The organism is Tepidibacter hydrothermalis (assembly GCF_029542625.1).
Classification (GTDB): domain Bacteria; phylum Bacillota; class Clostridia; order Peptostreptococcales; family Peptostreptococcaceae; genus Tepidibacter_A; species Tepidibacter_A hydrothermalis.
Genome location: NZ_CP120733.1, coordinates 2,983,514 through 2,997,849 on the forward strand (window position 1 = coordinate 2,983,514; position 14,336 = coordinate 2,997,849).

Sequence of the window (14,336 nt, forward strand, 5' to 3'; positions counted from 1 at the left end):
TATTTAAGATTATTCATCTTAAAGATGCAACTTTATATCTACCATCTAAAATACAAATTAACTTTTCCCTCATCAACCATCCTTTGCAACTTATCCTTCACAAATCCCTTTACAAACTCTCTAGTCACAGGTATAACAAGAGTAAATCCAACCATATCAGTTAAAATACCAGGAGTTAAAAGCATAGCCCCTCCTACTAATACACACAATCCATTAATCAATTGATCCCCAGGAAGTCTTCCATCCTGCATCTCATGTCTTATTCGAAATAAAATTTCTCTTCCTTGCGATTTGGCTAAATACGCTCCTAAAACCCCTGTGAAAACAACTATTCCTATTGTACTGAAAAAACCTATATAAGCATTCAATTTGAACAGTATAGCCAATTCAACTAATGGAACTATCGTAAATAAAAGTATCAATCTCATCAACATTTATTTCATCTCCTTACTTATGATATACTACTAGTTTATCATATTCCATTTAAATTATCTGTTGTTGTATTTATAATCAACAGTTTTATTTTTTATGAAGAAAAACCCCCTTAAAGTTATTTACTTTAAGGAGGTGACTCTTATACTTTGAATCTATCTATTTGTTCATTTAACTTTGCTGAAAGTTCATTAAGTCTTTCTGCACTTTTTGCAACTTTATCAACATCATTGGATTGCTGATGAGCTGAAGCTGTAACTTCTTCAGACGCTGCTGCTGTCTCTTCTGATACTGCTGATATGCTTCCTATAGCCTCAACTATTAAATCTTTATCTTTTATTATATCGATTACAAATTTATTAACCTGCTCTATTTCATTTGTAATATTATCTATTGATTTAGATATTTTTTCAAATGAACTATTTACATCTTTTACAGATTTATTTTGGTCAATCGAAACATTTTTTACTTCGCTCATAATTTCAACCGTGTTCTTACTTTCATATTTTATAGCATCTACGATTTCTTTGATTTCATCAGTTGCAACATTAGACCCTTGTGCAAGCTTTCTTATTTCTTCAGCAACAACTGCAAACCCTTTTCCTGCTTCTCCTGCTCTTGCTGCTTCTATACTTGCATTTAATGCCAATAAATTTGTCTGATCAGCTATAGATCTTATCGTTTGTAATATATTTTCTATATTACTAGATTTTTCACTTAACTGTTTTACTGCAGCTTCTATTTTATCGATAGATTGATTATTTAAATCAGTTTTTTCTTTAAGTTCATTAACTACATTTACACCTTCTATATTTATATCAATTGCTTCATTTGCATTTTTAAACATAGTATCTGTATTATTTGCCAATTTATTAAATTTATCATCTAAATTAGATGCAAGCTTTGCTCCATTTTCTGCATCTACTGCTTGCTGTCCTGCTCCTCTTGCTATTTCTTCTACTGTTTTTGCTATTTCTTCACTTGATGCACTAGTCTGTTCTGATGTAACTACAAGATTTGTTGCAGCACCCGCTACTTCTTCACTTACATCCTTTGCGTTATTTAAAAGGCGCTTAACATTTTCCACCATAATATTAAAATTATTTGACATCAATCCAATTTCATCATTTGATTTAACATTTAATTCTACTGTGAAATCTCCATCTTTTACCGTATTCATGCCATTTACTATATAATTCATGTTTTTAGACATATTATTTGCAAGCATTATTCCTACTACTGATGCAATTATAAGTATAATTATTCCAATCAATATAGCATTACTAAGTATCCCACTAGTATCTTCTTTTATTTCATCTATATATATAGCAGATAAAACAGTCCATCCAAACTCTGGCATTTTTTTATACGCAGAAAACTTTTCAGATGTACTTCCATCATTTTCTTTCCACTTATAATCTATAATCCCTTTATCTAAATCACTACTTACAACGTTTTTTATTTCTGGTACATTTATTTCTTTTCCTATTAATTCAGGATTTTTATGTGTAATAAATTTCCCATTAAAGTCTAAAATATATGGATATCCTTTTTCTCCTACTTTTATAGCGTTTATTTTATCCGATAATACATCTATTGGTATTGTTACACTAACTACACCAACTAATTTATTTTTATCTCCATTTTCATAAACTGGAGATGCACACGCGATTGATTGTTTTTTGTTAACAACATCCATATATATATCTGTAACGACAACACTTTGTTTTTCTACAGCTTTTTTATACCAAGGTCTTGTTCTAGGATCATAGTCACTTCCTAGATCTATATCAGGATATATTCTAAAACCTCCGTCTACTGTTCCCATGTATATATGAGTTGCATCTGGATAACTTTCTATATAATTTTCTAATAATTCCATTAAAAAAGGTTCATATTCTGGGTGAATAAGTATTTGTTCAGCATCAACATTTGTACCTATCATTTTAATACCATTTTTGTATCCATCAAAATAATTTTCAATAGATTCTTTAATATCATTGTTAAGAGCTTCCATAGAATTTCTAAACTGTTTTTCTAATACCTTTTTTGAGTTGACATAGGATGTACTTCCTAAAATCGATAAAGGTATCACTATTAACGCTAAAACCAAAATAATCAACTTAGTCTTAATTGTAAATTTCATATATTCCCTCCTTTTTTCAATCGACTTTTTTCGATCGGTTTGTAATATATTCTACAATTACTCTTAAATTCCTGTCTATTCTTTGTTATTTTTTTATTAAACATGAATTTATTTATATACTCTATTTTTTTTGTAACTAAAAAAATGAAGCTTATTAAAAGCTTCATTTTTCCATTAATCATCATATAATTTTCTTTTTTATTGTTGAATTTCTCTTCTATAACTATCCATGGCATTATACATATAAATTCCCGCTACAATATAATAAACGATATTAAAGTACGGTATGTAAATAGGCATATAACCAATTATAAGCTTATCTACTACTATAGATAATGTAAATGCGTATATACATATCTTATATATATATCCAAATTCAATATCCATCTTTTGAACCTTACTTATTATAATTCCAGCTATACCTAGAATTAATGCATTTATCATAGTAGACAGCATAATCCAAAGTGTTCCAAATATCATTCCAAATAGAACTATAAATATGCTAATCCAGTTGTTTATCTTTGGAATATATTTAGCAACATCTTGTTTATTGAATTCAACATCATTTATAGAACTGAAATCAAATTCTCTTTTTTCAACAACATTTTTCTTTACTACTGCCTTATCCTTAAGAATTAAAATTCCTTCATTATAAGAGTCAAGCACACTTGCATCTGTATTCCCTGTCGTATCAACTATAATGTAATCATCAATTCTAAGCGGCATATCACCTTCTACATTCATTTCTCCGTTTTTAAATTCAAAATCAGGCATTTGAATCATAATCCCTCTTGCTTCATCTTCAAACGAATTTTTGAACTTATAAGACATTACTGACGAAGTTATAAATGCAACCATTAAAGATAGTAAAAATAAATACAATATTCCTTTACCTAATGATTCTTTGACGAAAAAATTATAAGATCGTATGTCAACTATACTTCTTTTAAATCTTTCAAAGAAACTTACCTTATGGCTTTTAATTTCATCCATATTCTTCCTCCTAGTTCTATTTACAAGTCAATTTATTCTTTATTTCGTACATCAGTATTCCAGAAGCCATGGCAGCATTTAGTGACTCTGCCTTTCCGTATATAGGTATCTTAACCAATATATCAGACTTATCTATTATTTCATCCTTTATACCATTGCCTTCATTACCTATAACCAAAGCTACCTTTTCTCCATAATCAACACTATTATAGTAATTATCCGTATTTAAATAACTAGAAACTATGTTAAATCCTTTATTCTTTATAATATCCAAATCTTCATCAACACAATTTACAATATTCATATCAAATATCGAACCCATAGTAGACCTTATAACCTTAGGATTATATACATCTACACAACCTTTTAATAAAATTATAGACTGCGCTCCAGCTGCATCCGCTGTTCTTATTATAGTTCCCATATTACCTGGGTCTTGTATTCTATCAAGTACTACTATAAAATCAGTTTCTTCTTTTAGTGAGTCATCTAAAAAATGCTCTTTATATTCAACTACAGCTATTATTCCCTGTGGTTTTTCAGTATCGCACACTTCTTTAAAGAGCTTATTAGTTGTTTTATACATTTTATAGTTTTCCAATTCCAAAGCTTGTATAAATTCTTTATGCTCATCTTTATTTAAAAATTCATCATTATATACAATATAGTCAATAATAGCACTGCACTGCATAGCCTGTTTTACTATTCTATAACCTTCTATTATAAATTTTTTTTCTTGATTTCTCTTTTTTGATTTAAGCAAAGATTTAGTATATTTTATTCTTTCATTATCTTTACTAGTTATTTCTACAGTCATTATTATCTATCCTCTGCACTTATTTTGTTTATTTTAGTATTCTCACCTATAACAACCAATATATCTTCATTTTGGAACTTTGCATCAGGTGATGGCGATATATCTATATCTTTATTATGCTTTACAGCCATAACATTTATTCCATATTTAGCTCTCAAGTCTAATTCCATAAGACTTTTTCCTACCCAATCACTAGGAGTTACTATCTCAACTATAGAATAGTTAGGATCAAGTTCTATATGATCTAAAACATTCTCAGATACTAGATTATGAGCCACTCTAACTCCCATATCTCTTTCAGGAAACACTACTCTATCTGCTCCTATTTTGTAAAGTACCTTTGCTTGTAGCTCATTTTGAGCCTTACAAAGCACGTGTTTAACTCCAAGTTCTTTAGCTATTAATGTAGCCATTATAGATGACTGAACATCAGCACCTATACTTATAACTGCAACATCAAAGTTTCTAATACCTAAAGATCTCATTGTATTCTCATCAATAGCATCAGCTTGTACCGCATGAGTTACCTTATCAGCTATGCCTTGTACTATATCATAATTTTTATCTACAGTCATAACCTCATGTCCTAAAAGATATAATGTTGTAGCTACAGAAGTACCAAATCTTCCACACCCTATTACTACATACTGCTTCATAAACAAAACTCCTCTCTATCCAACAATTACTTTTTCTTCTGGATATCTTATAATATTTTTTTTCTTTCTATTCGAAATAGCGAATAATATAGTTAAAGCTCCAACTCTTCCTGCAAACATAGATAAAGCTATTAATAATTTACCCGCAGTAGTTAAATTAGGACTACCAAAAATACTAAGCCCTACCGTTCCATAAGCAGAAACAGCTTCAAACAGTATATGGATAAATGTAAATTTTGTATCAGTTAAACTTAAAGTCATAGTTAGAACAACAACAATGCTAATTCCTATAGCAATAACTCCTAAAGCTTTGTTTACAACAGTGTAAGATATTCTTCTTCCAAATGCTTCAACATCTTCTTTTCCTTTTACAAAAGCTATTACAGCAAGAAATAATACTCCTATAGTAGTAGTTTTTATACCTCCTGCAGTCGATCCAGGAGAACCACCAATAAACATGAATATAACAGTTAAAAACTTTGAACTATCTTTCATAGCCGCAAGATCTATAGTATTAAATCCAGCAGTTCTTGTTGTTACAGATTGAAAAAGCGCACCTAAAACTTTTCCTTTAAAAGAAAGATTTCCTAAAGTATCAGGATTACTATACTCAATTGCAAAAAATAGTATAAATCCAAATAATATTAAAAAAGAACTTATAGATATTACTATTTTAGAATGAAGATTGAACTTCGAAAATTTTCTCTTCTTCATAATATCAAATATAACAGGAAATCCTAAACCACCAAGTATTATAAGCATCATTATTACCATGTTAACAGTAATATTGTCAACATAAGATGTTAATGATGAAAAATTACCCATCAAATCAAAGCCTGCATTACAAAAAGCTGATATAGCATGAAAAACTCCATATCCTATTCCTTTTGCAAATCCCATCTTAGGTATAAATACACTAGCTAGTATAGCAGCACCTATACCTTCTATTACAAAAGTTCCTATTAATATATGTCTTGTAAGTCTTACAAGTCCTGATAAATCATATTGATTTAATGCTTCTTGTATAAGAAGTCTTTGGTGTAGATATATTTTTTTTCTCACTAGTATAGCAAACATCGTCGCCATACTCATAAATCCAAGCCCTCCAACCTGTATTAAGGTTATAATGACTACTTTACCAAATAAGGTCCAATAAGTACCTGTATCTACAACAACAAGACCCGTAACACAAACAGCTGACGTAGAAGTAAATAAGGCATTTACAAATCCTATTTTTTCACCACTATTAGTTGCAATAGTAGTATTTAAAAGCATAGCTCCTATTAATATTATCATCGCAAATCCGATAACCATTATTTGAGCGGGAGATAATCTCTTCTTTTTTCGAATATATTTACCTAACATTTTTTCACCTCTTTACGTAATAAGAATATACTGTAATAATTTCATATTAATTCAAACAATGTAAATTATATACTATTCAATTCAATATTCAAGTTTATTTTTAATACATAACAAACTATACATTATTTATATTATGTATTTTTAATTTAATAAAGCCCACGATCAGTGATTTATAGAGTTTTAATTAATGTATATATTGTAATATTTAGCTATATCTTAATATAATAACTACTATTTTATTATATTAAGTAACTATTTTCAATCAATATAATGTATTTTTATAATACTTTGTTAAAGGAGTGACTAATTTGACTTATAACACTTACTATAATAATGTAAAAAAAATATTGATATTTATATTAATATTAAATTTAATTGTTGCTTTTTCTAAAGTATTTTATGGATATTACACTAACGTATCAAGCATGATTGCAGATGGTATTCACTCTTTAGGTGATAGTGTATCTAATATAATAGGAATATTGGCTATATACATATCTTCTAAACCTCCTGATGATACACATCCTTATGGTCATGAAAAATTTGAAACACTAGCATCTATTTTCATATCTTTGTTATTATTTTCAATGTCATTCAAAATAATAACAAGTTCTTATAATAAATTATTAAATCCAACACTTCCTACTATTAATATATATAATTTTATAATAATGATACTTACATTAATTATTAACTTCTTTGTTTCAACTTATGAATTTCATAAGGGAAAGGAACTTCAAAGCGAAATACTAATATCAGACTCTATTCACACTAAAAGTGATATATATGTGTCTATATCAGTTTTAATAAGTTTATTTACTATAAAAATGGGGTTTATAATACTAGATATAATAATTTCTTTTGTAATATCCATACTTATAATAAAGGCATCTTTTGAGATATTGATTCCTGCAATAAAAGTATTGTCAGATGGTGCTATGATTGATGCTAAGTGCATACATGACTTTGTTATGAAAATCGATAAAGTTCTATATTGTAACAATATACGAACTCACGGAAAAGAAAACCGAATAAGAGTAGACCTTACTATAGGTGTGGATAAGTACCTCACTCTTGAAAATACACATATTTTATCTCATTATATAGAAGATATGGTTATACTTGAATTTAATGGGGTAAAAGAAGTAATAATACATGTTGAACCTTGTGATAATAATTAATATAGTAATCAATATACATTTCAAAATATTCAAACCAATGCTATAATATATTACACATACAAAATAATAATTTCAATCTAATGAAAAAATGAAAAGAGGTAAAGTTATGAATAAAGACATAGGAAAAAAAATAAAAACACTAAGGCAAAGTAAAGCTATGACGCTCAAAGTTTTAAGCGAAAAATCAGGATTATCTATAGGATTTTTATCTCAACTTGAGAGAGGATTGACAAGCGTTGCTATAGATTGTCTAGAAAATATAGCTTCTGTTTTAGATGTAGAATTGACTTACTTTTTCTCAAGACAAAAAAATAATGATTCTGTTATAATGAAAAGCTATGAGCAAGAAGTATCTCAAGTAGTAAATTCTAAGGTAGTTTATTACCATCTATCTCAGAATATAGACGATAAGGTTATGTTGCCTAAACTAGTAAACGTTCTTCCATATGAAGGTGATGAAGAGGTAACTGAATACTCTCACGAGGGAGAAGAATTTATATATGTATTAGAAGGCATCTTAACCCTTTATGTAAACAACAGAAAGTATGTACTTCACCCAGAGGATTGTGTTCATTTTAATTCTTCTCTAAATCACAATTGGGTAAACCACACAAATAAAAATGTAAAAATGCTTGTTGTAAACACACCTAATTTCTTAAAAAAAGATAACTTAAAATAATTATTTTAAGTTATCTTTTTTTAGTTAGTTTATTTTTTTATTTATTCTCTTTGATGTTTCTACAATTGATAATCCTGCAAGTTCTGTACATCTAAGTTCTACAGGAATCATTTTACCAACTTGATCCATTGCTGTAACAGTTTCATCAAGAGGAACTACTTTATCAAATCCAGCAAGAACCATATTTGCACTTGAAAGAGCATTAGTACCAGCTAAAACATTCTTTCCAAGACACGGAACTTCAACTCTTGATCCAACAGGATCACATGCAAGTCCTAAAACACTTTGAAGCGCCATTGAAGCCGCATCTACAGATTGTATAATATTTCCTCCTACAAGTTGTACAAGCCCCGCTGCTGCCATTCCAGAGCCTGATCCACACTCTGCTTGACAACCACCAACTTCACCTGCAAAAGTAGCATGCTCAGCTATAAATATTCCTATCATTCCAGCTGCTAACATAGCTTTAGTAATTTCATCTACACTTTTTCCTAATTGCATAGCTGTTCCTATTATAGTTCCAGGAAGTCCTCCACACGATCCAGCAGTTGGTGCTGCTACGAAAGCTCCCATAGAACTTTTAACTTCCATTATTGCTGTTATAGATGCTATTATTCTATTTAAAACATCTCCAGGTATTAGCTTACTCTGTTTTTGTGCCTCTTCTATCATCCATGACTGTGGTCCTAATATACGATTTTCGTATTCTGTTCCTTTAAGACCTTCTTCAACTGAATTTATCATTATATTAACTATTTCTTTCATCTTATCAAATACTTCTTGCTTTGATATATTACCTCTTTTACTTTCATATAAAAGTGCTGCTTCCCATAACTCTAAGTTTTCTTTTTTAGCTACTTCAAGCATTTTTTCACTAGTTAAAAAAGGAACTTCACAATCTTTATGTGACATAGTAGGAAGTACAGGGTTAAGTGATATTATGTTTAAAGCACCACTCGTATTTTTTATATTATCTAATACATCTTTATTAATTTCTTCTTGAGTCTTAAGAACTACTAAACCTTTTTTGTTATTAATAGATGTAGTGCAATAGTCAAAATCATTTATAATACCTTTTATACATTCACATTTTTTATTAAGTATTTCACAATCTACATTATCAAAAAATACAAGCGTTTCATAAAAATCTCCCTTTATAGAAACTTCAATACCATCTACATCTTGTATCTCTATCATTCCACCGCCAACAGATATAGCTGTTAAACTTACAGTCTCATCAATATCACTCTTCATAGTCATTTTGTAAGTATTAGGATGCTCTGCCTTATAATCTATTATATTGAATGTAACTTCAACTCCAGCCGATTTAGCTTCTTCAAGTGAATTTACAAGTCTTGAGTCATTCGCTTCAAAATCTAATACTCCACCAGCAATTCCTATATCAGATCCATGGCCATGGTAAGTAGTTGCAAGTGAACCATCTTTATTAAAATCATTTATAACATGAGTAAGATTTCCCTTAACCATCTGTCTTGCAATCTTACCTATTCTCAAAGCTGCTGCTGTATGTGAACTAGATGGTCCCCTCATAACAGGACCTATTACATCGTTAAATATACTAGGTATTTCTTTAATCATATAACTCACTCCTCTTAGTCAATTTTTAAAGATTAATAACTTGTCCTAATCCCTTTTCTTTTGCTTTTGTATATATAAGTTCTGAAACAACTACATCAAATAATCCCATACCTACTGATTTGAACAATGTAGTCTCTTCCTCTAATTTTTTACCATTAACTAGATCTATAAAAGGCTTGATCTGAGCTTCTTTTATCCAGCCTTCTTCAAGAGGAGTTATTATATCTCCAGATTCCTCTGTTGCAAATTCTGTATCTATGTATAAATTTTCTATAATCTCAAATATAGCTTGTGGATATTCATGCATAGTAGGTTTATATGACCCTATAGCTATAAAGTGCTTTCCTTTTAATAATTCTTTATCATTTGGAATTACAGGTTCAGTAGATGGTGTAGCTGTAATTATAACATCTGAGTTTTTAACAACTTCTTCAGATGAATCTCCAGCTATAATCTCAACATTTGGAAGTTCCTTTTGAAGTCTAAGAACAAATTCTGGAAGCTTTTGAGAATAAGCATCAAATACAGTAACCTTTTCAAAGTTTCTAGCCTTACAAGCATATAAAGTTTGATAAAATCCTTGTACACCTGTTCCTATTACTCCTAGATTCTTTACATTTTGGGGAGATGTATATCTTATTCCAACACCACCAACTGCTCCAGTTCTATAAGCAGTTATACTCGCACCATTAATCATGCATACTGGTTTTCCTGTTTCTCTGTCATTTAATAACATAAGTCCATTAGTTACAGGTTCGTTCTTTTTTGGATTATCCGGAAATAGAGTTAATATTTTAGTTCCAAATATACTTTCACTAAAACAAGGCATATACAATAATGTATTTTGATCCTTATCTATATGAATTCTATCTGGCATAAAAAACGCATCTTTTTCATATATATGAAAAGCCTTTTCTATAGCGTCCATTATTTCATCAAGTGAAACAGCTTCTTTTATATCGTGTTCATTAAGGTATAACATATTATTTCCTCCATTTTTTATATTTTCTAAAACTATCTCTTCAGATATATACAAAATTTCACAATATATCCTTGATTAAATTATAACATTAATTTCATATTTTAAAAACACATTTTTTAGTATAACTTAAATTATTTAATCATTTTTTCATTTTCAAGAAATAACACTTATTATTTTCATACTTTTTATCTGTAAATTGATAAAAAAAAACCGATAGTTAAAAAACTATCGGTTTTTGATATATCTATTTAGTTAAATTATTTTTTAAATTAACTAAGAAGTCTTGAACATTAGTAACTATAGTACTAACTTCTAGAGTTCCTCTATCTCTTAGCTTGTTAACTGCAAACTCAGAAACATCAACACTGTATATGTATACAGGTCTTACTTCTCCATTTACAACTGTATAAGATGGAGTCATATTACCAGTTGCTATTGAGTGAAGTTGAGTTGCAAGACATATAACAGTTGTAGCTTTTCTAGTATGCTTTCTCATTTCATTTTGAGCTTGATATACATCTCCGATAACTATAGGAAGAGGTCCATCATCTCTTATAGATCCTCCAAGTACTATAGGCACATCATTTTTAACGCAAGAATATATAAGTCCATTATCTATATTTTCTTCTTCTATTAGCTTTTCTATAGATCCAGCTCTTCTAGCTTTGTTTAATAAATCTAAGTGATTGTAGTGTCCATCCTTCATAGATTTTTGAGTATATATATCTTGTCCTAAAGCAGTTCCTATAGTAGCAGCCTCTAAATCATGTGTAGCTACTGCGTTTCCACCTAAGAATGCATGAGCATATCCATTTTCTATTAAAACTTGCATAGCTTCTCTTGAATCTTTATCAAATACAGCAGCAGGTCCTAATACCCAAACTATATATCCATTTTCTTTTTCATATCTTAAAGCATCATATAAATCATCATAATCTTTAGAATATGCAGTTTCTCTAGATCTTCCAGCTCTAAATGCAAAAGTCTCTTCTTCTTCTTCCTCATCAGAATTAAAACCTTCAGTATATACATAGATTCCTTCGCTAGCATCTTCAGTTCTTCCAACTATAACTTTATCTCCAACATGTAAGTTTCTAAACTCTTTTACCGCAACATCGTTGTCTTCAGTTACAGTCATTACACAGTCCATTCTACTTTCTTTAGCTAAAACCCATTTCCCATCAACTCTTAAGTATTCAGGGTAGATTGTAGTTCCATGATAATTATCTGGTGCAACACCCTCTTTAACAACTTCTACAGTTGTAACATTTGGTGCATTCTTTAAAAACTCTTGTTCAAAATTTGGTTTTTTGTATTTAGGTAATTTAAAGCTCATTTATAATACCTCCGTAAGATTGTTTTGTATTGTCTTAGATTTAATTAATCTAGTTTTCTAAAATTTTAACACTCTTTACATATTATATCAAAAAAATGCATATAAATACACAGAGTATAAGTTATTGAGAATCTTTTAAGTTTTTGTTATATTCTGATTTTATTCTCATTTTTATGACACTAAGCTTTATTTACCATTAAATATCAACCAAAATCTAAGAAACAGATAAAGAACGTACAACTTTTCTAGATATAAAATACCCCGCAGCACTTCCTATAATTAATAAACTACCTGTTATAATTTTGTAATTTTGGCCATCAAACGAAGAACTAACTATCGTTGCAACAAAAAGGCCAAAACATATACTAAATCCCCATTTAAATACAGGTTCTAAAGAAGAAAACATAATTAAGTTACCACTATTTTCAAGCTTATTAATTTTATAAATATATATAGCTAAATTGTAAAACAATACAATAAGTATTATTAATACTACTATTTTTGTAAAATAATTTTGATATTCATAAAAATAATTATTATATAAATCCGATTCATTACCAGAAGGTATATATGTACAACTTACTGTATTTATAAAATATGGAGTAAACTCTACTAGCTTTGTTCCAATCGAATCAGCCCAATATGAATATATAAAATTAACCCTTAAAATTTGTCTAATCATTTCCAAAAGTCCAGTTGGGAAAAACATAACTATACTTCCAACTATACTAGCTGCAACATTTTGACCCATAAGAGTTTGGGTAAACAATATCATAGTGAATATACTTATATAAGTCAATATATTTATAAGTGCCCACTGAAATATAATATAACTGGAGTCTTCTATAGCTATATTTTTATATTTAGTGTGAAAAATTATGCTTATTAATATAGCATTTATAAAAAAAGAAATAAAAATGCTACAACTTCCAACAAACCACTTAGTTTTTATTATATCCTTTCTTTTAAAAGGCATTGATGCTATAAAAGAATAAGTTTCAGTCTGTCTTTCACTTTTAAATAAAATAGTAGCCAATAGAATAACAGCTAATAGCATTATAACTTGATCTCCATTAGTACTAAAAAATGATATGTTGAATAAATGCGGCTTCAATTGAGGAGTTCTTACATGCTCTAATATTTTCAACCTCCTTTCATAGTTCATTAAATACATAGTCTTGTATGTAAATATAGAAATTACCATAATTAAAGTAATCCATTTTGCACTTTTAACTTCCTTGTATAATAAAGCTTTATTAAATACATTTTTCATTTTCTAACTCCTCCTCTACAGAGTATATAAATATATCTTCTAAACTCAAATTTATTTCTTCTATAAATTTAGCACCTTTATCTTTAAGTCTTAGTTGTAATTCTTCTGAGTAGTCTTTTACTATTATGTAAGTTATTCTACCTATAGATTCCACGCATAATACCTCATCCCACGTTTTAATTTCATCTTGAGCTTTTTCTTCAAATAATACTTGTAATTTTTTTATACTGTCTTTCATATTTTCAATAGAGTTTACATACTTTATTTCACCATTTTCGATTATTGCTATGTTGTCACATATTCTCTCAATTTCTTCTAGATGATGCGATGATATAAATACAGTAGTCCCATTATCAGCAACCTCATCTATTAATATTTTTATAACCTTCTTTTTAACTACAGCATCAAGTCCAGAGGTTGGCTCATCTAATATCAAAACTTCAGGATTAATACTAAAATTTAGCATAAGTGATAGTTGCATCTTCATCCCTTTAGATAAATCCTTAATTTTCTTTTCTTTAGATATTTTAAATATATCATTTAGTCTTTCAAATCTTTCAACGGAAAACTTATCATAGGCTCTTTTGTAAAACTCGATTATCTCTTCTATCTTAAAATAAGTAAAATAATTATTTTGATCTGCAACATATCCTATCTTTTGTTTTATTTTATTATTCTCAAAAACCTCTTCATCATCTATTTTCACACTTCCTACATCTACTTTGTAAATCCCTGTTAAGCACTTAATCAATGTAGTTTTTCCAGCTCCATTTTCACCTATCAATCCAAATATACTACCTTTTTCAATGTTTAATTCAATATCTTTAAGTACCATTTTATTTCCTATTTTTTTTGTTATATTTTGAATTTGTATCAT

13 protein-coding genes are annotated in these 14,336 nt (G+C 28.9%); 2 read left to right on the top strand and 11 right to left on the bottom strand.

What is annotated here, in order from left to right:
• Positions 1 to 38: 38 nt before the first annotated feature.
• The 6 genes from P4S50_RS14070 to P4S50_RS14095 all read right to left on the bottom strand — a co-directional run bounded on the left by P4S50_RS14070 (position 39) and on the right by P4S50_RS14095 (position 6,409).
• Positions 39 to 434 (bottom strand): FxsA family protein, encoded by a 396-nt coding sequence (locus P4S50_RS14070; RefSeq protein WP_277731434.1) that lies wholly within the window; start codon positions 432 to 434, stop codon positions 39 to 41.
• Positions 435 to 574: 140 nt separating this feature from the next.
• On the bottom strand, positions 575 to 2,578 hold the full coding sequence (locus P4S50_RS14075) for a methyl-accepting chemotaxis protein (RefSeq protein WP_277731435.1): 2,004 nt from the start codon (positions 2,576 to 2,578) through the stop codon (positions 575 to 577).
• Positions 2,579 to 2,776: 198 nt separating this feature from the next.
• Positions 2,777 to 3,571 carry a DUF1189 domain-containing protein gene (locus tag P4S50_RS14080; RefSeq protein ID WP_277731436.1) on the bottom strand — a complete coding sequence of 265 codons (795 nt, stop codon included), beginning with the start codon at positions 3,569 to 3,571 and terminating at the stop codon, positions 2,777 to 2,779.
• Positions 3,572 to 3,587: 16 nt separating this feature from the next.
• Positions 3,588 to 4,388, bottom strand: coding sequence for a TrmH family RNA methyltransferase (locus P4S50_RS14085; RefSeq protein ID WP_277731437.1), 801 nt, complete (start codon positions 4,386 to 4,388; stop codon positions 3,588 to 3,590).
• A gap of 2 nt (positions 4,389 to 4,390) precedes the next feature.
• Entirely contained in the window at positions 4,391 to 5,044 is a 654-nt protein-coding gene (locus P4S50_RS14090) for a potassium channel family protein (protein WP_277731438.1), read from the bottom strand.
• A 15-nt stretch (positions 5,045 to 5,059) separates the two neighbouring features.
• Entirely contained in the window at positions 5,060 to 6,409 is a 1,350-nt protein-coding gene (locus P4S50_RS14095) for a TrkH family potassium uptake protein (protein WP_277731439.1), read from the bottom strand.
• Between the two features lie 308 nt (positions 6,410 to 6,717).
• On the opposite strand from P4S50_RS14095, the gene P4S50_RS14100 reads away from it, so the two are divergent.
• Together P4S50_RS14100 and P4S50_RS14105 are read left to right on the top strand one after the other, a co-directional pair.
• Positions 6,718 to 7,590, top strand: a complete 873-nt coding sequence (locus P4S50_RS14100) for a cation diffusion facilitator family transporter (RefSeq protein ID WP_277731440.1) — start codon at positions 6,718 to 6,720, stop codon at positions 7,588 to 7,590.
• A 106-nt stretch (positions 7,591 to 7,696) separates the two neighbouring features.
• Positions 7,697 to 8,269 carry a helix-turn-helix domain-containing protein gene (locus P4S50_RS14105; protein WP_277731441.1) on the top strand — a complete coding sequence of 191 codons (573 nt, stop codon included), beginning with the start codon at positions 7,697 to 7,699 and terminating at the stop codon, positions 8,267 to 8,269.
• Between the two features lie 24 nt (positions 8,270 to 8,293).
• Here P4S50_RS14105 and P4S50_RS14110 read toward each other — a convergent pair whose 3' ends face one another.
• From P4S50_RS14110 to P4S50_RS14130, 5 genes are all read right to left on the bottom strand, one after another.
• Complete coding sequence (locus P4S50_RS14110) at positions 8,294 to 9,868, bottom strand: L-serine ammonia-lyase, iron-sulfur-dependent, subunit alpha (RefSeq protein ID WP_277731442.1); 1,575 nt, start codon at positions 9,866 to 9,868, stop codon at positions 8,294 to 8,296.
• Positions 9,869 to 9,893: 25 nt separating this feature from the next.
• On the bottom strand, positions 9,894 to 10,850 hold the full coding sequence (locus P4S50_RS14115; protein ID WP_277731443.1) for an ornithine cyclodeaminase family protein: 957 nt from the start codon (positions 10,848 to 10,850) through the stop codon (positions 9,894 to 9,896).
• A 244-nt stretch (positions 10,851 to 11,094) separates the two neighbouring features.
• Positions 11,095 to 12,186, bottom strand: a complete 1,092-nt coding sequence (locus tag P4S50_RS14120) for a putative NPN-dependent ornithine cyclodeaminase (protein WP_277731444.1) — start codon at positions 12,184 to 12,186, stop codon at positions 11,095 to 11,097.
• A gap of 214 nt (positions 12,187 to 12,400) precedes the next feature.
• Complete coding sequence (locus P4S50_RS14125) at positions 12,401 to 13,459, bottom strand: ABC-2 transporter permease (protein ID WP_277731445.1); 1,059 nt, start codon at positions 13,457 to 13,459, stop codon at positions 12,401 to 12,403.
• Positions 13,443 to 14,336, bottom strand: coding sequence for an ABC transporter ATP-binding protein (locus tag P4S50_RS14130; RefSeq protein ID WP_277731446.1), 894 nt, complete (start codon positions 14,334 to 14,336; stop codon positions 13,443 to 13,445). The genes P4S50_RS14125 and P4S50_RS14130 overlap by 17 nt, the downstream gene beginning before the upstream one ends.

What these genes read in the sequence shown, in the direction of transcription:
- P4S50_RS14070 (WP_277731434.1), bottom strand. Translation starts at nt 434, where the DNA reads ATGTTGATGAGATTGATACTTTTATTTACGATAGTTCCATTAGTTGAA.
- P4S50_RS14075 (WP_277731435.1), bottom strand. Translation starts at nt 2,578, where the DNA reads ATGAAATTTACAATTAAGACTAAGTTGATTATTTTGGTTTTAGCGTTA.
- P4S50_RS14080 (WP_277731436.1), bottom strand. Translation starts at nt 3,571, where the DNA reads ATGGATGAAATTAAAAGCCATAAGGTAAGTTTCTTTGAAAGATTTAAA.
- P4S50_RS14085 (WP_277731437.1), bottom strand. Translation starts at nt 4,388, where the DNA reads ATGACTGTAGAAATAACTAGTAAAGATAATGAAAGAATAAAATATACT.
- P4S50_RS14090 (WP_277731438.1), bottom strand. Translation starts at nt 5,044, where the DNA reads ATGAAGCAGTATGTAGTAATAGGGTGTGGAAGATTTGGTACTTCTGTA.
- P4S50_RS14095 (WP_277731439.1), bottom strand. Translation starts at nt 6,409, where the DNA reads ATGTTAGGTAAATATATTCGAAAAAAGAAGAGATTATCTCCCGCTCAA.
- P4S50_RS14105 (WP_277731441.1), top strand. Translation starts at nt 7,697, where the DNA reads ATGAATAAAGACATAGGAAAAAAAATAAAAACACTAAGGCAAAGTAAA.
- P4S50_RS14110 (WP_277731442.1), bottom strand. Translation starts at nt 9,868, where the DNA reads ATGATTAAAGAAATACCTAGTATATTTAACGATGTAATAGGTCCTGTT.
- P4S50_RS14115 (WP_277731443.1), bottom strand. Translation starts at nt 10,850, where the DNA reads ATGTTATACCTTAATGAACACGATATAAAAGAAGCTGTTTCACTTGAT.
- P4S50_RS14120 (WP_277731444.1), bottom strand. Translation starts at nt 12,186, where the DNA reads ATGAGCTTTAAATTACCTAAATACAAAAAACCAAATTTTGAACAAGAG.
- P4S50_RS14125 (WP_277731445.1), bottom strand. Translation starts at nt 13,459, where the DNA reads ATGAAAAATGTATTTAATAAAGCTTTATTATACAAGGAAGTTAAAAGT.
- P4S50_RS14130 (WP_277731446.1), bottom strand. Translation starts at nt 14,336, where the DNA reads ATGATACAAATTCAAAATATAACAAAAAAAATAGGAAATAAAATGGTA.